Annotated in this window: 17 protein-coding genes; 9 read left to right on the top strand and 8 right to left on the bottom strand. The window is 61.0% G+C overall.

Going from position 1 to position 19776, the window contains the following annotated elements; translation table 11 throughout:
* Positions 1–11: 11 nt before the first annotated feature.
* Positions 12–992 carry a DUF1852 domain-containing protein gene (locus tag AC07VI_RS21160; protein WP_086144292.1) on the bottom strand — a complete coding sequence of 327 codons (981 nt, stop codon included), beginning with the start codon at positions 990–992 and terminating at the stop codon, positions 12–14.
* 70 nt (positions 993–1062) lie between these two features.
* A complete protein-coding gene (msuE, locus tag AC07VI_RS21155) occupies positions 1063–1644 on the bottom strand; it encodes an FMN reductase (protein WP_086144293.1) in 582 nt (193 codons plus the stop codon).
* 127 nt (positions 1645–1771) lie between these two features.
* On the opposite strand from msuE, the gene AC07VI_RS21150 reads away from it, so the two are divergent.
* Complete coding sequence (locus AC07VI_RS21150) at positions 1772–2671, top strand: LysR family transcriptional regulator (RefSeq protein WP_086144294.1); 900 nt, start codon at positions 1772–1774, stop codon at positions 2669–2671.
* Between the two features lie 27 nt (positions 2672–2698).
* Here the strand turns inward: AC07VI_RS21150 and AC07VI_RS21145 are convergent, their stop codons facing one another.
* Positions 2699–3817, bottom strand: coding sequence for a serine hydrolase domain-containing protein (locus AC07VI_RS21145; protein WP_216356309.1), 1119 nt, complete (start codon positions 3815–3817; stop codon positions 2699–2701).
* Positions 3818–3995: 178 nt separating this feature from the next.
* Positions 3996–5825, bottom strand: a complete 1830-nt coding sequence (gene glmS, locus AC07VI_RS21140) for a glutamine--fructose-6-phosphate transaminase (isomerizing) (RefSeq protein WP_086144295.1) — start codon at positions 5823–5825, stop codon at positions 3996–3998.
* Between the two features lie 161 nt (positions 5826–5986).
* Between glmS and AC07VI_RS21135 the strand changes: the two genes are divergently transcribed.
* A complete protein-coding gene (locus tag AC07VI_RS21135; RefSeq protein ID WP_086144296.1) occupies positions 5987–6460 on the top strand; it encodes an Lrp/AsnC family transcriptional regulator in 474 nt (157 codons plus the stop codon).
* Between the two features lie 782 nt (positions 6461–7242).
* Here AC07VI_RS21135 and glmU read toward each other — a convergent pair.
* Complete coding sequence (gene glmU, locus AC07VI_RS21130; protein WP_086144297.1) at positions 7243–8619, bottom strand: bifunctional UDP-N-acetylglucosamine diphosphorylase/glucosamine-1-phosphate N-acetyltransferase GlmU; 1377 nt, start codon at positions 8617–8619, stop codon at positions 7243–7245.
* Between the two features lie 29 nt (positions 8620–8648).
* Here glmU and AC07VI_RS21125 point away from each other — a divergent pair, with 29 nt between their 5' ends.
* The 5 genes from AC07VI_RS21125 (at position 8649) to AC07VI_RS21105 (ending at position 11862) form a co-directional block, all read left to right on the top strand.
* Positions 8649–9545: a DUF6279 family lipoprotein gene (locus AC07VI_RS21125; RefSeq protein ID WP_086144298.1), complete on the top strand. Its 897-nt coding sequence runs from the start codon at positions 8649–8651 to the stop codon at positions 9543–9545.
* A 69-nt stretch (positions 9546–9614) separates the two neighbouring features.
* The gene (gene rsmD / locus AC07VI_RS21120) at positions 9615–10274 is read left to right on the top strand and encodes a 16S rRNA (guanine(966)-N(2))-methyltransferase RsmD (protein ID WP_172404667.1); all 660 of its coding nucleotides are present in this window, start codon (positions 9615–9617) and stop codon (positions 10272–10274) included.
* A 112-nt stretch (positions 10275–10386) separates the two neighbouring features.
* The gene (gene coaD / locus AC07VI_RS21115) at positions 10387–10884 is read left to right on the top strand and encodes a pantetheine-phosphate adenylyltransferase (protein WP_034752633.1); all 498 of its coding nucleotides are present in this window, start codon (positions 10387–10389) and stop codon (positions 10882–10884) included.
* Positions 10885–10898: 14 nt separating this feature from the next.
* Positions 10899–11165 carry a YfhL family 4Fe-4S dicluster ferredoxin gene (locus tag AC07VI_RS21110; protein ID WP_070218911.1) on the top strand — a complete coding sequence of 89 codons (267 nt, stop codon included), beginning with the start codon at positions 10899–10901 and terminating at the stop codon, positions 11163–11165.
* A gap of 100 nt (positions 11166–11265) precedes the next feature.
* Positions 11266–11862, top strand: a complete 597-nt coding sequence (locus AC07VI_RS21105; RefSeq protein ID WP_086144300.1) for a chalcone isomerase family protein — start codon at positions 11266–11268, stop codon at positions 11860–11862.
* Positions 11863–11928: 66 nt separating this feature from the next.
* Here AC07VI_RS21105 and AC07VI_RS21100 read toward each other — a convergent pair whose 3' ends face one another.
* Positions 11929–12234, bottom strand: a complete 306-nt coding sequence (locus AC07VI_RS21100) for a hypothetical protein (RefSeq protein WP_076564739.1) — start codon at positions 12232–12234, stop codon at positions 11929–11931.
* 197 nt (positions 12235–12431) lie between these two features.
* Here AC07VI_RS21100 and AC07VI_RS21095 point away from each other — a divergent pair, with 197 nt between their 5' ends.
* Positions 12432–13412, top strand: coding sequence for a LysR family transcriptional regulator (locus tag AC07VI_RS21095; protein ID WP_086144301.1), 981 nt, complete (start codon positions 12432–12434; stop codon positions 13410–13412).
* A gap of 49 nt (positions 13413–13461) precedes the next feature.
* Here AC07VI_RS21095 and AC07VI_RS21090 read toward each other — a convergent pair whose 3' ends face one another.
* Positions 13462–15024: a methyl-accepting chemotaxis protein gene (locus AC07VI_RS21090; RefSeq protein WP_492992014.1), complete on the bottom strand. Its 1563-nt coding sequence runs from the start codon at positions 15022–15024 to the stop codon at positions 13462–13464.
* A 205-nt stretch (positions 15025–15229) separates the two neighbouring features.
* The gene (locus AC07VI_RS21085) at positions 15230–15685 is read right to left on the bottom strand and encodes an Lrp/AsnC ligand binding domain-containing protein (protein WP_010393827.1); all 456 of its coding nucleotides are present in this window, start codon (positions 15683–15685) and stop codon (positions 15230–15232) included.
* A 207-nt stretch (positions 15686–15892) separates the two neighbouring features.
* Here AC07VI_RS21085 and putA point away from each other — a divergent pair, with 207 nt between their 5' ends.
* Complete coding sequence (gene putA, locus AC07VI_RS21080; RefSeq protein ID WP_492992016.1) at positions 15893–19546, top strand: trifunctional transcriptional regulator/proline dehydrogenase/L-glutamate gamma-semialdehyde dehydrogenase; 3654 nt, start codon at positions 15893–15895, stop codon at positions 19544–19546.
* Positions 19547–19776: the final 230 nt, after the last annotated feature.

Raw genomic sequence — 19776 nt, 5'->3', positions numbered from 1 at the left:
GTGTATTGTGATTAATCAACGAGCGTGGCGGCAGCCCATTGTTCAAGAAGATGCTTGTATGGCTTGATGAAGTGCTCTTCCGTATATTTGCCCTGCTTGACAGCCAGCTCGCTGCGCTCTTCGCGGTCATAGACAATTTGCGTCAATGAATAATCCTGGTTCTTCAGGCTGGGCTGATAGCATTTCCCCGCCGCGGCATTGGCGTTGTAAATCTCGGGCCGATAAATCTTCTGGAATGTTTCCATCGTGCTGATGGTGCCGATCAGCTCAAGATTGCTGTAGTCCGCCAGCAGGTCGCCGATAAAGTAAAACGCCAGCGGTGCGGCGCTGTTCGGCGGCATGAAATAGCGCACTTGCATGCCCATTTTCTCGAAATAGGCATCCGTCGATGAGAACTCATTTTGCTGATACTCGACGCCCAGGATGGGGTGCTGGTTTTCCGTGCGCCGATAGGTCTTGCTGCTCGAAGCGCTGAGGCAGATGACAGGCGGCTTGCTGAAACGCTCTTGATAAGCATCGGATCTGACAAAGTGCTTGAACAACTTGCCATGAAAATCGCCGAAATCCTCTGGTGCGCTGAATGCGGATTGATTGTTGTTGTGCTCTGGCAGCAGCACGCTGAAGTCGTAATCGCGCACGTAAGAGGAAAAGTTATTTCCGGCGATGCCATCGATGCGTTTTCCGGTTTTTTTGTCGATAATATTCGGCTTCAATATCTCGATCAGCGGGATATTGCCGCCTTTGACATCGATATTCAACTCGACGGAAATGATTTCGAGCTCGACAGAGTAGCGGTCTGCGTTCGGGTTGTCCCAATGCGCCAGGCTGTTGAAGCGGCTGGCTATCATTTTCAGCGTATTGCGCAAATTCTCCTGGCGGCTCTTTCCCCTGGCCAGATTGGCAAAGTTGGTCGTCAGGCGCGTGTTGTCCGATGGATGATAGTTTTCATCGAAAACAATGCTCTTGATGCTGAATACAAAATCGTTGCTCATGGTGATCTGCTGTCCTGATTTCTGCGAAAAGGTGAATGGGTTGCTTGCTTGGTGCCTGCGGTGAGGCTTATCAGGCGGCGGCCAGCTCTTGCGTCGTGGCCGGTCTCGCATGGCGCGTCAATGCGATCAAGGGCAAGGCCCGTTGCACCGCCAGTGTCGCCCGCTGGATCAGCGCCTCGTCCTGCAGGCGGTAGTCGAGGAAATCCTTGTCGGTCGCGTAGACGCCCAGCGGCAAGGTGCGTGCCTGGAAGAAGCTGAACAGCGGGCGCAACTGGTGGTCGATCATCAGGGCATGGCGCTCGCTGCCGCCGGTGGCGGCCAGCAGGACGGGCTTGTCGATCAAGGCATCCTGATCAATAAAGTCGAAGAAGTGCTTGAACAGTCCCGTGTACGAGCCGCGATAGACCGGTGTCGCCACCACCACGATGTCAGCTTGCTCGACGGCAGCAAGTTCGCGCTCCACCGTCTCGGGCAGCTGCGAGCGCCAGACGGCGCCGGCCAGCTGCGGCGCCAACTGGCCCAGTTCGACCAGGCGTTGCTCGCACAGCACTTCGTCGGCGATCAGGTCCATCAGGTGTTCGGCCAGGGCTGCCGCCTTGGACGGGCGTTGCAGCCCGCCGGAGACGGCGACTAGACGCAGTGGACGTGTCATGTTTGCTTTCATAGGGATGGATGCGCGAGGGCGAAGAACGCCGGCAACAGGGAAGTGGATGATAGCGGCGGGAATCGATGAAGTATAATGGTCATATTTCATACATCCATGAATATGGCTCATTCCAATGCTTGAACGCATCCACCTCAGCATCGTCCAGCAGGTCGAAAAACAAGGGTCGTTGACGGCCGCCGCAGGCGTGCTGCACCTGACCCAGTCGGCCCTGAGCCACAGCATGAAGAAGCTGGAGCAGCAGCTGGGCACCGACGTCTGGCTGCGCGAAGGAAGAAATTTGCGCCTGACGCAGGCTGGCCAGTACTTGCTGGCGGTGGCGAACCGGGTGCTGCCGCAGCTGGACCTGGCCGAAGAGCGCCTGGGCCAGTTTGCGCAGGGCGAGCGCGGCGCGCTGCGCATCGGCATGGAATGCCACCCCTGCTACCAGTGGCTGCTCAAAATCGTGTCCCCGTATCTGGCCGCATGGCCCGACGTGGATGTGGACGTCAAGCAGAAGTTCCAGTTCGGCGGGATCGGCGCGCTGTTCGGCTACGAGATCGACCTGCTGGTCACGCCCGACCCGCTGTACAAGCCGGGGCTGACCTTCGAACCCGTGTTCGACTACGAGCAGGTGCTCGTCGTGGCCAAGGGCCATGCGCTAGCTGGGGCGGCGTATGTGCAGCCGCAGCAACTGACCCGGGAAGTGCTCATCAGCTACCCTGTGGACATCGAGCGCCTGGATATTTACAATCAATTCCTCTTGCCGGCCGGCGTCACGCCCAAGCGCCACAAGGCCATCGAAACGACCGATATCATGCTGCAAATGGTGGCCAGCGGCCGCGGCGTGGCCGCCCTGCCGCGCTGGCTGGTCGAGGAATATGCGGCCAAGATGGACGTGGTGCCGGTGCGGCTGGGCGCGCGCGGCATCGCCAAGCAGATCTTCCTGGGCGCACGCGAGACGGACACCGCCATCGACTATGTGCGCGCCTTCATCGCACTGGCGCGCCAGCCTGTCGTTGCGCAGGGAAACTAAGCACGCACGCCGGTTCGCCGGGGCCGGCTACCGCGCGCCTTCCATGGCTTCCACGGTGTCGAAAAGACGCGCCAGCGCGCTTTCCATGGCGCCGGCCGTAGCGTCGCCGCTCTGGTTGGTGATGATGAAGACGCCAAGCTGATATTTGGGAACGATGTAGGCGTAGCTTTGCGCACGCGGCACGCCGCCATGGTGGACATAATGCGTGCCCAGCTGGCGATTGCTGCCGATGTTCCAGAAATAGCCGATGCTGAAGTCGTCCTGAAAGCGGACCAGCGGCTGGTGCGATTCGACGACGGCGGGATGGGCGCTCAACTGCAGGCGCAGGTATTTCGCCATGTCCGGCATCGTCGACTTCAGGTTACCGGCCGCCCCCCAGGGCAGCTGCGGCATCGGCGTGGTGACGACGGGATTGTCGCTGTGGTAGCCGGGCGCCAGCCGGCCGGCATCCTGGGCGGTGATGCTCAGCCTGGTATCGTGCATGCCCGCTGCGCGCGCGAGCCATTGCGTGAGCAGGACGTCATAAGGCATGCCGTAGATTGTTTCGAGCGTGTGCGCAATGAGTTCGGTCGCGGCGCTGGAATAGGCGTAATCCTTGCCGAGCGGGCCTTTGATGCTGACCGTGTGCAAGTCCTGCCAGAATTGCCGTTGCCCGTAGCCGGCGTAGGCGGCATTGAGCTTTGCCGGCGTGGCGTGTGCCGTGAAATCCTTCAAGACGGTGTTTACCTGCAATGGCAGCATGCCCGGCATATTGCTCGTGTGCGTGATCAAGTGGCGCAGGCGTATGGGCTCCCCCTGCGACTGCAGGTTCGGGTAGGCGGCCGGCAGATACATTTGTATGGGATCGTCGAGCGCCGCCTTCCCATCGAGCACGGCCTTCGCCAGCAGCAGGCCGGCAAAAGTCTTGCTGACCGAGCCGATTTCATACAGCGTCGTATCGTCCGGCGGATTGGCTTTGCCGGTCTCCAGCTCGCCTTGATGCAGCATGAATTGCTTGCCGCGATACACGACGGCAATCGAAGTCGCGTGCAGCAATGGCGACTGCAGCAAAGTGGTCGCGGTCTGGCGCATGGCCGCAGGAATGTCGTGCGCAGGTGCCGTGGCTGCGGGCTTGCAAGCTGCCAGCACGAGTGTCATTCCAGTCATGATTGCGGCGAGTTTGTTCATCATGCGCACCATCGAAGGGGGAGGGGCATTCTCGCACAACGGGTTCTGCGGCGGCAGAAAAAAGTCATGCGTATGAATTTTCCAGGTAGAAAGAAAACGCCACCTGGCGGTGGCGTTTTCTTTCTCTTCCTGATGGCCTGGGCGGCGCCCGGCCGGCTTATTCCACCGTCACCGACTTGGCCAGATTCCTTGGCTTGTCCACGTCCGTGCCGCGCGCCAGCGCCGTGTGGTACGCCAGCAGTTGCAAGGCGCACACGTGCAGGATAGGCGACAGATCGCCGTAGTGCTCGGGCAGGCGGATGACGTGCAGGCCTTCGCCGGAGCTGATGCGCGAATCGACGTCGGCAAAGACGTACAATTGGCCGCCGCGGGCGCGCACTTCCTGCATGTTCGATTTGAGTTTTTCGATCAGGGCGTCGTTCGGCGCGATGGTAACGACCGGCATTTCATTCGTCACCAGGGCCAGCGGGCCGTGTTTCAGTTCGCCGGCCGGATACGCTTCGGCGTGGATGTACGAGATTTCCTTCAGTTTTAATGCGCCTTCCAGGGCGATCGGGTAGTGCATGCCGCGGCCCAGGAAGAGGGCGTTTTCCTTGCGCGCGAACTCCTCGGACCAGGCGATGATCTGCGGCTCCAGCGCCAGCACGGAAGCGATGGCGACGGGCAGGTGGCGCATGGCTTTCAGGTGCGCCGCTTCCTGCTCTTCGGACAGGTGGCCATTGACTTGCGCCAGGCACAGGGTCAGCAGGAACAGGCCCGCCAGCTGCGTCGTGAACGCCTTGGTCGACGCCACGCCCACTTCCACGCCGGCGCGCGTGATGTAGGCCAGCGCGCATTCGCGCACCATGGCGCTGGTGGCCACGTTGCAGATGGTCAAAGTGTGCTGCATGCCCAGGCTGCGCGCATGTTTCAGCGCGGCCAGGGTGTCGGCCGTTTCGCCGCTTTGCGAAATCGTCACCACCAGCGTGTTCGGGTGCGGCACGCTGTCGCGGTAGCGGTATTCGCTGGCCACTTCCACGCTGACGGGCACTTTCGCAATCGCTTCGATCCAGTATTTGGCCGTCATACCCGCATACGAGCTGGTGCCGCAGGCGAGGATCAGCACGCGGTCGATCTGCTTGAAGATTTTATAGGCGCCGTCGCCGAACAGTTCCGGCATGATGGCCGTCACGCCTTCGAGCGTGTCGCCGATGGCGCGCGGCTGTTCAAAAATTTCCTTCTGCATGTAGTGGCGGTACGGGCCCAGCTCGGCCGCGCCCGTGTGCGCATGCACGGTTTTGACTTCGCGCTCGACCGGCTTGCCGTCCACGTCGACGATCCAGCAGCGCGACAGCTGCAGGTCGACCACGTCGCCTTCTTCCAGGTAGATGATCTGGTCCGTCGTGCCGGCCAGCGCCATGGCGTCCGACGCAACGAAGTTTTCACCGTTGCCCAGGCCGACGATCAGCGGCGAGCCCTGGCGCGCGGCCACCACGCGGTGCGGTTCGTCGCGGCAGAAGACGGCGATCGCGTACGCGCCGTCGAGGCGTTTCACGGCCTGCTGCACGGTCTCGAACAGGTCGCCGTTATACATGTGCTCGACCAGGTGGGCGATCACTTCCGTGTCCGTCTGGCTCTGGAAGACGTAACCCAAGGCCGTCAGTTCGGCGCGCAGTTCGTCGTGGTTTTCGATGATGCCGTTGTGCACCAGCGCCACGCGGGCGTTTTCTTCCGTCGGGGAAAAGTGCGGGTGGGCATTGAACGAGACAGGGGCGCCATGCGTGGCCCAGCGCGTGTGGGCGATGCCCGTAAAACCGCCCAGGCCTTCTTCGCCGATCTGCTTTTCCAGCTCGGCCACGCGCGAGGTGGAGCGCGAACGCTGCAGCCGGCCATCGGCGTGCAGGGCGATGCCGCAGGAATCGTAGCCGCGGTATTCCAGGCGCTTCAAGCCTTCGAGCAGGATGGGAGTGATATTACGCTGCGCTACCGCGCCGACGATGCCGCACATGGAAACCTCTGTCTAAAAATTCATCAATGCACGCATGCTAAAGCAGAGAGCATGAAATAAGCTTTCTAAATATGTGTATTTTTGACTGAATATTTCACGACTATTTCACGATGAAATATTCTTTCATCTATACTTGATTTATTTCCAAATTCATCAAAACCATGAACGAGAACAACATTACCCTCGATGAAATCGATCGTCGCATCCTGAACGCTTTGCAAGTTGACGCATCGCAAACCAACAGCGAGCTGGCCCAGGCCGTACACGTCTCGGCGCCCACCTGTTTGCGGCGGGTCAAGCATTTGCGGGAAAGCGGCGTCATCGAGCGGCAAGTGGCCATCGTCGCGCCGCAGCGGGTGGGTGCGCGCCTGACGGCCATCGTGGAAATCACGCTCGACGTGCAGGCGTTTGAGCGCATGGCGGAATTCGAGCAGCTCGTGGCGCACGAGCCGGCCGTGCTGCAATGCTACCGCGTCTCGCCCGGCCCCGACTTCGTGCTGATGGTGCAGGTGGCCGACATGCCCGCCTACCACGCGCTGGCGCACCGCTTGTTTGCCGCGCACGCCAACGTGCGCAACGTGAAAAGCTATTTTTCCACGTTTCGCAGCAAATTCGAGACGCGTATCGCCGTCTGATCTTCGACTGTAAATTATCCACCGCTTGCACACATCTTATACGCGGCTTGCCCACCGCTTATCCGGCGCTTTTGCACAGGCTTATGCACAGCCCTGAATCCGGCGCAGGGCTGATGGCGTAACGCTTTTCTTCCATGAAAAGCCCGGTCTGCCGCCAGCGTGCCCGGCAACGTAGCCTGATTCCCTGCCACCGATATTTTCACCAACAGGCACAGCGACTTTTGCACCGCTTTCACACAGCTTGCCAACAGGTTGTTGCACCACTTATCGACACACTTATCCACATCGTCCGCCCGCGCCATCCGGGACCTGCGCCCCCAGGCAAGCCGCGGCCGCTTCCGTGCGCGCAGCGACATGGCGCAGAACGCCCCGTTCAGGCACTTGAGTTTGCTGAAAGCATGACTTGATATGGAACAATACTTGTCCACATGTTTTCAACCCTCTTTTCCACAGGCTTACCCACAGAGCACACTCGAGCACAAGGCGGGAAAGCACACTTATCCCCACTTATGCAAAGGCTATACAGTGCTTATCCGCAGGCTTACGCACAGACTTATCCACATTCGATGGGTAAACCGGCTTGCCGGGCTGCAGAATGGCGGAAAGTGCAGGGGAGAACCACGACAGGCGCATGGCAGGCGAAGCCGGCAACTTTACACACAGCTTATGCATGGGCTTGTCCACATGCTTATGCAGTACTTACTGATGGGCTTACCCACATAGTTATCCACAAAAAAAAGGCAGGCCGCAAGGCCTGCCTGTGCAAGGACGGACTGCGCCGCTTACTTCTTGATCTTCACGGGACGCGTCCAGCCGTCGATGGTCACCTGGCGCGCGCGCGAGACAGTCAGCTTGCCTGCCGGCGCATCCTTCGACAAGGTCGTGCCGGCGCCCAGCGTGGCGCCCTTGCCGACGGTGACGGGGGCGATCAGCTGGCTGTCGCTGCCGATAAACGCGTCGTCTTCGATCACCGTGCGGAATTTATTGACGCCATCGTAATTGCAGGTGATGGTGCCGGCGCCGATATTGACCCTGGAACCGATGCTGGCGTCGCCGATGTAGGCCAGGTGGTTGGCCTTGCTGTGCGCGGCGATCTGGCTGTTTTTCACTTCCACGAAGTTACCGATGTGCACGTCTTCCGCCAGCACGGCGCCGGGGCGCAGGCGCGCATACGGGCCGATGATGGATGCGGCGCCGACGACGGCGTCCTCCAGATGGCAGAACGGCTTGATGTGCGCGCCGGCGGCCACCGTGGCGTTGATGATCACGTTGTTGGCGCCCACGCGCACGCCGTCACCGAGTTCCACGCGGCCTTCGAACACGCAGCCGACGTCGATGGTGACATCGCGGCCGCAAATGAGTTCGCCGCGCACGTCGATGCGGGCCGGGTCCAGCAAGGTCACGCCCCGCTCGAGCAAGGCTTGCGCGATATTGTTCTGGTGGATGCGTTCGAGCTGGGCCAGCTGCACCTTGCTGTTGACGCCCGCCACTTCCCACACGGCGCCCGGCTGGGCCGAGGTGACGGGCACGCCATCGGCGACGGCCTGGGCGACGATATCGGTCAGATAATATTCCCCTTGGGCATTGTTGTTCGACAAGGACGACAGCCATTTCTTCAGGGGCACGGTGGGCGCGACCATGATGCCGCTGTTGATTTCGCGAATCGCGCGCTCGCCTGGTGAGGCATCCTTTTCCTCGACGATGCGCACGATGGCGCCCTGGTCGCGCACGATGCGGCCCAGGCCGAAAGGATCGTCCTGTTCCACGGTCAGGATGGCCAGCTTGTCGCTGCCGGCGGCGTCCACCAATTTCTGCAGGGAAACAGCACTGGTCAGCGGCACGTCGCCGTACAGGATCAGGGTCGGCACCGATTCGTCGAGCAGGGACACGGCTTGCTGCACCGCATGGCCCGTACCCAGCTGCTGCGTTTGCTCGGCGGCGTCGACCGCCAGGCCATGGTTCGCCTTGTAGCCGTCAAGCAACTTGAGCACCGCAGCGCCCCCATGCCCGTAAATCACGCATAATCGGGACGGCGCCAGACTGCGCGCCGTATCGATCACATGCGACAGCAGCGGCTTGCCAGCCAGCGGGTGCAGTACTTTTGGCAGCGCCGACTGCATGCGTTTCCCCATACCGGCGGCGAGAATGACAACGTTCATAGACCGTATTTATTTATTAAGTTAAGAATATGAAAAAGTTTAACACGCAAGCCCCTCTCGCCAGTCGCTTTCGCACTGCCGTGCTGGCCGTCTTGCTGGTCGTCATAGCCGGCTGCAGCGGCTTGCGCCTGGCCTACAACAACGGCGACACCGTGCTGTACTGGTGGCTGAACGCGTATGTCGACCTGGACCGCGACCAGAAGGGCTGGGTGCGCGACGATATCGGCAAGCTGTTCGACTGGCACCGCAAGACGCAATTGAAGGATTACGTCGACATCCTGCATACGGGCCAGAAGCAGTTGCAGGGCAACATCACGCAGGCGGACCTGATGGCCGACTACGGCGAGATCAAGCACCGCACGCAGACGCTGCTGCTGAAGGCGGCGCCGGACCTGGCCGACCTGGCCCGCTCGCTCAAGCCCGAGCAACTTGCGCAGATGGAAAAGAAGTTCAAGTCGAACAATGACGACTACCGCAAGAAATACCTGAGCGGCGACAAGGACAAGCGCCAGAAGCTGCGCTACAAGAAGGCCATGGAGCAATTCGAGCTGTGGTTCGGCGGTTTCAGCAGTGAGCAGGAAGCCATCATCCGCAAGGCGTCCGACGCGCGTCCGCTGGACAATGAGATCTGGCTCGACGAACGCATGCGGCGCCAGCAGAATGTCTTGAACCTGGTCAAGAAAGTGCAGCAGGAAAAGCTCGGCAAGGACGCCACCGTGTCCCTGATCAATACGCTGATCAGGGACAGTTTCGAGCGCCTCGAGCACTCCGAGCGCAAAGCCTTCTTTGACGCCTACCAGGACAGCACGGCGCAGATGGTTTTGACGGTGATCAAGATCGCCACGCCGGCGCAAAAAGCCCACGCCGTCAAGCGCATGCAGGGCTGGATCGACGATTTCAACTCGCTGGCCACGCAAGCCAAATAGCCAGGCAGCGCCAGCAGGGGGGAGGGGGCCATATGCTATAGTGGCCGCCACCGAATTGAAGAAATGCCCATGCAAAAGAAAATTAAAAAACCCGCCAAAGTCCCCGTCCACCACGCACCGCCACCGAACCAGGTGCGCATCATCGGCGGCCAATGGAAACGCTCCGTGCTGCCTGTCTTGCAGGCGCTGGGCTTGCGCCCGACGCCGGACCGCGTGCGCGAGACCGTCTTTAACTGGATCAATCATCTGCGCGACGGCGACTGGTCCAACGCCCAGGTGCTGGACCTGTTCGCCGGCAGCGGCGCGCTGGGTTTTGAAGCGGCCAGCCGCGGCGCCGCGTCCGTCACCATGGTCGACACGCACACGCCGGTGATCCGCCAGCTGGAAGAGAACAAGGTGAAATTGCGCGCCGACAACGTGCACCTGCTGCGCGGCGACGCCCTGCTGACGGCGCAAGGCCTGGCCTCGCGCGGCCAGCGTTACGACCTGATCTTCCTCGACCCGCCTTACCAGCAGGATTTCCTGGCCAAGGTCTTGCCCCTGTGCGCCAATCTGCTCAAGGAAGGCGGCATGGTCTACGCGGAATCGGGCTTGCCGCTGGTCTTCGACGAGCACAGCGCACTGGAAAAACCCGAGTGGATGGCGCCATGGGAAGTCATCCGCGCCGACAAGGCGGGCACCGTTTATTATCATTTGCTAACTTACAACAAAGTGCCGGCAACTGCCTGAATCTGCCTATAAATGAGGCAAAAAAGCTCCCTGGCCCGAGGCGCGGCAGCAAGGTGGTCACCAATTTCAGGCATAATGCGCGTCTATATTGGTGCATCATCAGGGAGCCGCAATGGTTGTAGCCGTTTATCCAGGAACATTCGATCCGCTCACGCGCGGTCATGAAGATTTGGTGCGCCGCGCATCGGGTCTATTTGACAAGCTGATCGTCGGTGTGGCCGACAGCAAGAACAAGCAACCGTTTTTCTCGCTCGACGAACGCCTGGAAATCGCCAATGAAGTGCTCGGTCACTATCCGAACGTGCAGGTGGAAAGCTTTTCCGGCCTGCTCAAGGATTTCGTGCGCAAGCACGAGGCGCGCGTCATCGTGCGCGGCTTGCGCGCCGTCTCCGACTTTGAATACGAATTCCAGATGGCGGGCATGAACCGCTACCTGCTGCCCGATGTCGAAACCATGTTCCTGACGCCGTCCGACCAGTACCAGTTCATTTCGGGCACCATCGTGCGCGAAATCGCGGCGCTGGGCGGCGACGTCTCCAAGTTTGTCTTCCCCTCGGTGAACCGCTGGCTGCAAAACAAGATTGCCGCCAACGCTGCATCATCGCAATAAGTAAGAGTGAAATCATGGCATTACTGATCACCGACGAATGCATCAATTGCGACATTTGCGAGCCCGAGTGCCCGAATGATGCGATCTACATGGGTGCGGAAATCTACGAAATCGATCCCAACAAGTGCACCGAATGCGTGGGCCACTTTGACGAGCCGCAATGCCAGCAAGTATGCCCCGTCAGCTGCATTCCATTCAATCCCGCCTGGCGCGAAAGCCCGGAGCAATTGATGGCCAAGTACGAGCGCCTGCAGGCGGAACTGCCTGCCGCCAAGCCCTGAGCTTGCCCTCCGCGCCCCTTCTGCGTGGCGCCAGCTTCTGCCAACTGTTCTACACTATGTGCTGACTTATCCACAGCCCATGGTTTCACGGAGGTAGAAGATGCATATCAGCACATCCCGTTTTGGCCTCTCCCTGGCTGCCGCCTGCCTGTGCGCCGGCCTGGCGCAGCCGGCGCTGGCCGTCGACGTGGGCGGCGTCAAGCTCGACGAGACGGTGCAACTGGCCAGCCGTGAACTCAAGCTCAACGGCGCCGGCGTGCGCTACAAGATCATCTTCAAGGTCTACACGATCGCGCTGTACCTGCCGGAAAAAAAAACCCAGCTCGACGACATCCTGGCGCTGCCCGGCCCGCGCCGTCTCGAAATCGTCATGTTGCGCAATATCACGTCCGACGAGCTGGGCCAGGCCTTCATGCAAGGCTTGAAGCGCAGTTCCGACCAGGCCGACCGCACGCGTTTGCTGAGCCAGACGATGCAGTTCGGCGCCATGTTCGAAATGGTGCCGGGCCTGAAAAAGGGCGACATTCTCACCGTGGACTGGCTGCCGGACGAGGGCACGTTGTGCAAACTCAACGGCAAGCAGGTGGGCGACAAGGTGCCGGATCTGGCCTTCTACAATGCGCTGCTGAAAATCTGGCTGGGCGCCCATCCGGCCGACACCGCTCTGCGCGCGCATTTGCTGGGCGAGGTGGCCTGAAGCAAGACGCGGGCGTAAAAAAAGCCGGTGCATGCACCGGCTTGTCTTTCTGCAACAGTTTAACGCTTATGCGCGCGTCGACAGGGCGCGCAATTCGGCGGCATTGCTCGGCGAGACGCCATCCATCTTGCCCAGCGTGCGCTTGAGCGCCTGCGCTTCGCGCATCTGCTGGCGCGCCAAACGCTCTTCGCGGCTCAGCTTGGGACGCACCACCAGCACCATGGCGCGGGCGATGCCCACCAGCAAAGGCTTGAACAGCAGGGCGAAAGCGCCCACGGCCACGATCACCAGGGCGATTTGCAGGGTGTTGAGCAGGGAAATCTCCAGCACGGGTGCGGATACTGCGTACAGGGCGGAGGCGAAGGTAGACATACTGTTCCAGTGCATTATAGAATTTGACAGTACTATAGTGCAGTGCAACATATAAATCTAATTCCATTTCTTGATACCAATTATATGAATTGTGAATGGAAAACTGTAATATTTTTTTACGAGTGAAAATATTCGTGCCCGGCGCGGTTTACACTCCTGACTAATTATCTGAATTCAACTTTTATCTTGGGCTTTCCATGAGTTTTCTGACGCTGGATCTGAACTTGCTGCGTGTTTTCGACGCCGTCATGACGGAACAAAACCTGACGCGCGCGGCCGGCCACCTGGCGATGACGCAGCCGGCGGTATCGAACGCCATCAAACGCCTGCGCGAAAGCCTCGGTGACGAATTGCTGATCCGCACGGCGTATGGCGTGAAACCCACGCCGCGCGCCGAAGCCCTGTGGCCGTCCGTGCGCTCGGCCCTGGCCAGCCTGGAAGCGGCCGTCACGCCGGAAACCTTCGACGTGTCGAAAACCCACGCCACTTTCCGCATGGCCATGGCCGACGCCACGGCCGCGTTCTGGCTGCCCTCGCTGATGCGCTCGATCGAACGCGAAGCGCCGGGCGTCAACGTGCGCATGATGCCGCTGACCACGCGCGAACCGCGTCCCATGCTGCTGCGCGGCGACATCGACCTGGCCGTGGGCTTCTTTCCCGGCGTGGCGGCGCAGTTGTCGAGCGACACCAGCTCGCCGATCCGCCATGAACGTTTATATTCCGGCAAATATGTCTGCGTGATGCGGCGCGGCCACCCGCTGGCGAAAGTGGAACTCAATCTGGATAATTACTGCGCGGCAAATCACCTGCTGGTGAGCTTTTCCGGCCGCGCCCACGGCCTCGTCGACGAGGCGCTGGCGCAGATCCACCGCGAACGGCGCATCCTGTTGACGGTGAACCAGTTCTTCACGGCCGGGCGCGTGGTCGCCAATTCCGACCTGATCACGGTTTTGCCGCGCCACCTGATCGCCTCGACGGGCATGACGGAGTCCTTGCTGTACAAGGATTTGCCGTTTGCCTTGCCGGCCGTCCACCTGGACATGCTGTGGCATGAACGCGACGCCCGCAGCCCGGCCCACAAATGGCTGCGCAACCACCTCGAAGAAATGAATACGCCGACCCTGCGCTCAGCCACGGCGGCCGGCGGCGGCGTGGCGCCGAAACCGCATATTGAGTAAGGCTGAGATGGGTCAAAGGGAAGCCTGATGCACATGCATCAGGCTTTTTTCATGCGTGATTGCTGGAGCGGTAGCCGATGCGGAAACCGCCCCAGTGCTTGCCCTCGACGTGGATCGGCACGGACAAGTCGTGCATGACTTCGCCCGTGTCGCGTTTATAGGTTTGCAACAGGAACGGCTTCGTGTTGCTGCCGCAGCGCTTGCCCGTGCGGTCGCTGAAGATGCGCTTGGTACGGTTGTTAATGATATCGGTGGCGTAGTCGCCCGTCAGCGGCCGCGAAAACTTCTTGTTGTGCGTCGGAAAGTATCCATTGTTGTCGACGGCGCCCGCATACGCCAGGTGGGGCAATGCCGCCAGCACGCCTTCCTGCAGGTCCGGCAGCACCTTGTCCGTAAAGGCGTCGAATTTCGTGTTGTGCTTGGGCGGATTGGTGTTCGGGATGGGGCGGTAATGGCGGTCGAACAGGGCTTCGCGCGTGATGCGGCCCGAGGCGATCGCCTGCTCGAACAATTTGCCCACCTCGCGCGCGGCGCGCTGGGCGGCCTCGCGGATCTCATCATGCGGCGTGGCCACGCCGGCTTCGCCGAGGGCGCCGGCGATCACTTCAGCCCGCTCGGCCAGGGCCATGGCCGACTGCGTGGCGCGCGGCAATTCGGCATTCGTCGACAGCATGCTGTCGCGGATTTTCAGGATGGCGTCGGCGATCAGCTGCGTCGTGTCGACGTGTTCGCGCGAGGCGCGGGCGATTTGCCCGATCTCGTCCTCGGACACGCCCGAGGATTCCTCGATATGGCTGAGCGAGCCATGCACGCTTTCCACATTGCGCGCCGCCTCCGTCACGCCGGTGGCCAACGCCGTCATGCCTTGCGCGGCTTTTTCCGCCTGTTCATTGATTTCGCGCACCATCACGCTGATTTCATCGGACGCTTCCTTGGTGCGCTGCGCCAGTTGCCGCACTTCGCCGGCCACCACGGCAAAACCACGGCCGTGCTCGCCGGCGCGCGCCGCTTCGATGGCGGCGTTCAGCGCCAGCAAGTTGGTGCGCGCGGAAATATCGGAAATGGCTTCCGTAAAACCCGTGATGCGTCTGGATTTTTCCTGCAGGCCCAGCATGGCGCTGGAGGCGCCTTGCGCTTCTTCGCGTGCTTTATTGATGCGGCGCAAGCCCTGATCCACTTCGGCGCGCGCCGCCACGCTTTCCACGCGCACGCCGGCGGCCACCTTGGCGGCCCGTTCCGCATTGGCGGCGATCTTTTCCGTCATCATGGCGTTCTGTCCGGAACTGTCGGCGATCTCGCTGGCCGTGCGCACGTCCAGGTCCACCTTCTGTTTGACGGAATCGACAAAATACGACGTTTCCGCCGCGCCGATCATGATGGCGTCAATGGCGTGCCCGACTGTGCCGGAAAACGCGTGCAACCCCCCTTCGCCGCGCGGGCGTCCGGCAAAGGCCAGCAGCGCGGCGCCCGTAACGGCCGCCACGCAGGCAATCAGATACGGATGCTCGCCGCCGCCCAGCGCCAGCAGCAGATAGGCCAGGCAACAAGCCACGGCCATGGCCAGAACAGTGAATACAAAGAAACGCACCAGCTGATGCTGCAACTGCTTCATTTGTCCCCCGCTGCGAGAACCCGTCGCCCCTCCCGCCAGGGGAGAGGCCATAACCGTATGCGCATGGGCACGATTGCCCATTTTGCACCCTGAACCTGACGTCTGCGCGTCGTTTCAGGCGGCTACCGGATGGCAGAATTGTAGTTCTACCCTACAACATTTGTTCCGATAGCTCAATCAGAAAAACGGGAGCACTACACCGCGGTCACTTAATCGGCAACTTGGTGGTGTTTTTGACCTCTTCCATGACGGCATAAGTGTGGGTTTCCCGCACACCTTTTTGCAACAGCGTCTTGCCCAGGAATTCGCGGTAAGCGGCCATGTCCTTGACGCGCGCCTTGACCAGGTAATCAAAACCGCCGGCCACCATATGACATTCCAGTACCTCTGGAATGATTTGTACGCTATGCTTGAAGGCGTCGAACACTTCCGGTGTCGTGCGATCGAGCACCACTTCGATGAACACCAGCAGCGACACGTCGAGCAGCTGCGGGTTCAACTGGGCCGTATAGCCCATGATGTAACCGGATTCGTGCAATTTGCGCACGCGCTCCAGGCAGGCGGCCGGCGACAGGTTCACGCGCGCGGCCAGCTCCACATTGCTGATGCGTCCATCGCTCTGCAATTCCATCAAGATTTTCTTACTGATCTTGTCCAGCATTTCCATCACCCCCAAATTAATATTATTTGGTTAAATTGTCGCATCAAAAACTATCTATTGCTAGTCCCCTGTATTACCAGAATTAATCCATAAGAATCCCCTTTACAATCGAATCATCTTAACGTCCGACTTTCTGTATTTTTTTGCACCAAAAAAGAGCAGGCATGGCGGGCGTTTTCGTCCCCTTTTTCCTTGTAAAGAGCACTTATGCACCCTGCAGGCCCCTCGGCTTTTACCCCGATTCCCTTTGCCGCGCTCCAGGCGGAAATCCTGCCCGAAGCGACGCCACAACGCGCCGCCATCACCGCCGCCTATAGGCGCGATGAGGTTTCCGCCGTGCAGTGGCTGTTGCAACAAGTGCGCGCCAGCAGCACCGAAACGACGGCCGCAGGCCAGGCCCTGGCGCACCGGCTGGTGTCGGCCGTGCGCCAGAAACGCACGCGCGCTTCCGGCGTCGATGCGCTGATGCATGAGTTCTCGCTATCATCGGAAGAGGGTGTTGCGCTGATGTGCCTGGCCGAAGCGCTGTTGCGTATACCCGACAGTCAAACGGCCGATCGCCTGATCGCCGACAAAATCAGCAAGGGCGACTGGCGCAAGCACCTGGGCGAATCGCCGTCGCTGTTCGTCAACGCCGCCACCTGGGGCTTGCTGATCACGGGCAAACTGGTCAGTACCAGCAGCGAATCGGGCCTCGGCTCGGCCATGACCAAGCTCATCGCCAAAGGCGGCGAGCCGCTGATACGCAAGGGCGTCGACCTGGCCATGCGCATGCTGGGCAACCAGTTCGTCACGGGCCAGACCATCGAGGAAGCGTTAAAAAACAGCCGCGAGAATGAAACGCGCGGCTACCGCTACTCGTACGACATGCTGGGCGAGGCGGCCCTGACGCAAGCCGACGCGGCCAGCTACTACGCCTCGTACGAAACGGCGATCCACGCCATCGGCAAGGCGTCGAACGGGCGCGGCATCAAGAACGGCCCCGGCATTTCCGTAAAACTGTCGGCCCTGCACGCGCGCTACAGCCGCGCCCAGCGCGCCCGCGTCATGGAAGAACTGTTGCCGAAAGTCAAAGCGCTGCTGTTGCTGGCAAAACAGTACAACATCGGCTTCAACATTGATGCGGAAGAAACGGACCGCCTGGAACTGTCGCTGGACCTGATGGAAGCCCTCGCTTTTGATCCGGACCTGGCCGGCTTCGACGGCATCGGCTACGTGGTGCAGGCGTATCAGAAGCGCTGCCCGTTCGCCATCGATTTCCTGATCGACCTGGCGCGCCGCAGCGGCCGCAAGTTCATGGTGCGCCTGGTCAAGGGCGCATATTGGGATGCGGAAATCAAACGCGCCCAGGTCGACGGCCAGGAAGGCTATCCCGTCTACACGCGCAAGGTCTACACGGACGTGTCTTACCTCGTCTGCGCGCAAAAACTGCTGGACGCCAGCAGCCTGATCTACCCGCAATTTGCCACGCACAATGCGCAAACCCTGTCGACCATCTTTACCTGGGCGAAACGCGACGGCGTTACCGACTACGAATTCCAGTGCCTGCACGGCATGGGCGAAACCCTGTACGACCAGGTCGTCGGCCCGGCCAACCTGGACAAGCCTTGCCGCATCTACGCGCCCGTCGGCTCGCATGAAACCCTGCTGGCCTACCTGGTGCGCCGGCTGCTGGAAAACGGCGCCAACTCGTCCTTCGTCAACCAGATCGTCGACGAAAGCGTGGCCATCGACAGCCTGATCCGCGATCCGCTGGAACAGGCGCGCCTGCAGGGCGGCTTGCCGCACCCGTCGATCCCGCTGCCGCTGGACATGTTTGGCAGCGAGCGCAGGAACTCGGCCGGCCTGGACCTGTCGAATGAAGACACCTTGCGCGCCCTGGCCGCCGGCCTGGCGCAGCAGCAGCAATGGCAGGCGGGACCGCTGATCGACGGCGCCGTCAGCCTGAATACGCCAACGCAAGTGATCCACAATCCGGCCCAGCACGACGATGTCGTCGGCAAGGTCATGGGAGCGGCGCCGGCCGACGTGGAAACGGCCCTGGCCAGCGCCAGCGCCTACGCCATGGAATGGCAGACAACGGAGCCGTCGCTGCGCGCACTAGCCTTGCTGCGCGCCGCCGACCTGTTCGAGGAACACCACATCGAGCTGATGGCCCTGGCCGTGCGCGAAGCGGGCAAGTCGCTGCCGAACGCGATCGCGGAAATCCGCGAAGCCGTCGACTTCCTGCGCTATTACGCAGCGCAGGTGGAACACGCGCCCAATACCGTGGCGCTCGGTCCCGTCACCTGCATCAGCCCGTGGAATTTCCCGCTGGCCATCTTTACGGGCCAGCTGGCCGCCGCCCTGGCCGCCGGCAACGTGGTGCTGGCCAAGCCGGCCGAGCAAACGCCGCTGATCGCCCACCGCGCCGTGCAGCTGCTGCATGCGGCGGGCGTGCCGCGCGGCGCGCTGCAGTTCTTGCCCGGCAGCGGAGAAGTCGTCGGCGCCGGCCTGTGCAATGATGCGCGCGTGAAAGGCGTGATTTTCACGGGTTCCACGGAAGTGGCGCAATTGATCAACCGCAACCTGACCGCGCGCGCCGTGGCCGAAGGCATCGACCTTCCCCTAATCGCCGAAACGGGCGGCCAGAACGCCCTGATCGTCGATTCGTCGGCCCTGCCGGAACAGGTGGTGCAGGACGTGATGTCGTCCGCCTTCGACAGCGCCGGCCAGCGCTGCTCGGCCTTGCGCGTGCTGTTCCTGCAAACGGAAATCGCCGACAAGACCATTCACATGCTGAAAGGCGCCATGCAGGAATTGCGCGTTGGCAATCCTGACCGCCTGGCCACCGATATCGGCCCCGTCATCGACGCGGAAGCGCAAAGTAATCTGCTGGCGCACATCAACAAGATGAAAACCATGGCCATCGACCATTATTCGCTCGATTTACCGACCGTGAAAGGCACGTTCGTCGCCCCGACCGTGCTGGAAATCAAGTCGCTGGCGCAATTGACGCAGGAAGTCTTCGGCCCCGTACTGCACGTGATCCGCTACAAGCGGTCCGAACTGCCGCAACTGGTGCAATCGATCAACGACAGCGGTTACGGCTTGACCCTGGGCATCCATACGCGCATTGATGAAACCATCGGCTTCATCACCAAACGCGCGCACGTGGGCAATATTTATGTGAACCGCAACATCGTCGGCGCCGTCGTCGGCGTGCAGCCGTTCGGCGGCGAAGGCAAGTCGGGCACCGGTCCGAAGGCGGGCGGCCCCCTGTACCTGAAACGCCTGCAGCGCAATGCGCCGGCCGGCGCGCAGCACCAGCGCCAGGCGCCGCCGGCGCTCGACGCGCTGACCGTATGGGCCAAGATGCACGGCCACGACCAGGTGCAGCAACTGGCGCAGGAATACGCGCGCACTACCTTGTTGGGCAGCACCACCGTCTTGCCAGGCCCGACGGGCGAGCGCAATACGCTGAGCTTTGCCGCCCGCGGCACGATCTTGTGCGCGGCAGCCACCTCCGGCACCTTGATGAACCAGCTGGCGGCGGTATTGGCCACCGGTAACCAGGCCCTGGTGCTGGCGCAAGCGCCGGACCTGATCCCGGGTGACTTGCCGGCCGCGCTGAAGGACCGCATCCAGGTCGTCAGCAGCCTGGAGTCGGTCAAGCAGGATTTCCAGATCGCCATGATCGAGCCGAGTCTCGATGGCCAGCTCAAACCGCTGCTGGCGGCCCGGGAAGGGGCCCTGGTGAGCACCATCGCCACGACGCAGGACGATGTCATCCCCCTGTGGCGCCTGGTCGCTGAACGGGCGCTGTGCGTAAATACGACGGCAGCGGGCGGAAACGCCAGTTTAATGATGCTCAGTGTCTAAAGGAACCTGAGAAAAAGTCCATGGCGTTGTTGCCTTGCCTGGCCGTACATTCGTACTGCCTGCAGCAAGGCGCCTAGCCCTGAACATTTTTCAGGCTACTTTGTTTTTAAATACAAAGGGCAGAACCGCTGGTTCTGCCCTTTTTTTATGCACTGACCCGTCCTGGAATAAGTTGACACTTTTTCGTTACAGAGAAGGAGTGTCCGATGGAACAAGGGTTTCGACGCAGT

The organism is Janthinobacterium sp. GW821-FHT03A03 (assembly GCF_059421435.1).
This window is presented reverse-complemented; position numbering and strand designations above follow the sequence as displayed.

What these genes read in the sequence shown, in the direction of transcription:
- msuE (WP_086144293.1), bottom strand. Translation starts at nt 1,644, where the DNA reads ATGACACGTCCACTGCGTCTAGTCGCCGTCTCCGGCGGGCTGCAACGC.
- AC07VI_RS21135 (WP_086144296.1), top strand. Translation starts at nt 5,987, where the DNA reads ATGAACGAGAACAACATTACCCTCGATGAAATCGATCGTCGCATCCTG.
- glmS (WP_086144295.1), bottom strand. Translation starts at nt 5,825, where the DNA reads ATGTGCGGCATCGTCGGCGCGGTAGCGCAGCGTAATATCACTCCCATC.
- AC07VI_RS21145 (WP_216356309.1), bottom strand. Translation starts at nt 3,817, where the DNA reads ATGACTGGAATGACACTCGTGCTGGCAGCTTGCAAGCCCGCAGCCACG.
- putA (WP_492992016.1), top strand. Translation starts at nt 15,893, where the DNA reads ATGCACCCTGCAGGCCCCTCGGCTTTTACCCCGATTCCCTTTGCCGCG.
- AC07VI_RS21125 (WP_086144298.1), top strand. Translation starts at nt 8,649, where the DNA reads ATGAAAAAGTTTAACACGCAAGCCCCTCTCGCCAGTCGCTTTCGCACT.
- rsmD (WP_172404667.1), top strand. Translation starts at nt 9,615, where the DNA reads ATGCAAAAGAAAATTAAAAAACCCGCCAAAGTCCCCGTCCACCACGCA.
- AC07VI_RS21095 (WP_086144301.1), top strand. Translation starts at nt 12,432, where the DNA reads ATGAGTTTTCTGACGCTGGATCTGAACTTGCTGCGTGTTTTCGACGCC.
- AC07VI_RS21085 (WP_010393827.1), bottom strand. Translation starts at nt 15,685, where the DNA reads ATGCTGGACAAGATCAGTAAGAAAATCTTGATGGAATTGCAGAGCGAT.
- AC07VI_RS21110 (WP_070218911.1), top strand. Translation starts at nt 10,899, where the DNA reads ATGGCATTACTGATCACCGACGAATGCATCAATTGCGACATTTGCGAG.
- AC07VI_RS21090 (WP_492992014.1), bottom strand. Translation starts at nt 15,024, where the DNA reads ATGAAGCAGTTGCAGCATCAGCTGGTGCGTTTCTTTGTATTCACTGTT.
- AC07VI_RS21105 (WP_086144300.1), top strand. Translation starts at nt 11,266, where the DNA reads ATGCATATCAGCACATCCCGTTTTGGCCTCTCCCTGGCTGCCGCCTGC.
- glmU (WP_086144297.1), bottom strand. Translation starts at nt 8,619, where the DNA reads ATGAACGTTGTCATTCTCGCCGCCGGTATGGGGAAACGCATGCAGTCG.
- AC07VI_RS21100 (WP_076564739.1), bottom strand. Translation starts at nt 12,234, where the DNA reads ATGTCTACCTTCGCCTCCGCCCTGTACGCAGTATCCGCACCCGTGCTG.
- AC07VI_RS21150 (WP_086144294.1), top strand. Translation starts at nt 1,772, where the DNA reads ATGCTTGAACGCATCCACCTCAGCATCGTCCAGCAGGTCGAAAAACAA.
- coaD (WP_034752633.1), top strand. Translation starts at nt 10,387, where the DNA reads ATGGTTGTAGCCGTTTATCCAGGAACATTCGATCCGCTCACGCGCGGT.
- AC07VI_RS21160 (WP_086144292.1), bottom strand. Translation starts at nt 992, where the DNA reads ATGAGCAACGATTTTGTATTCAGCATCAAGAGCATTGTTTTCGATGAA.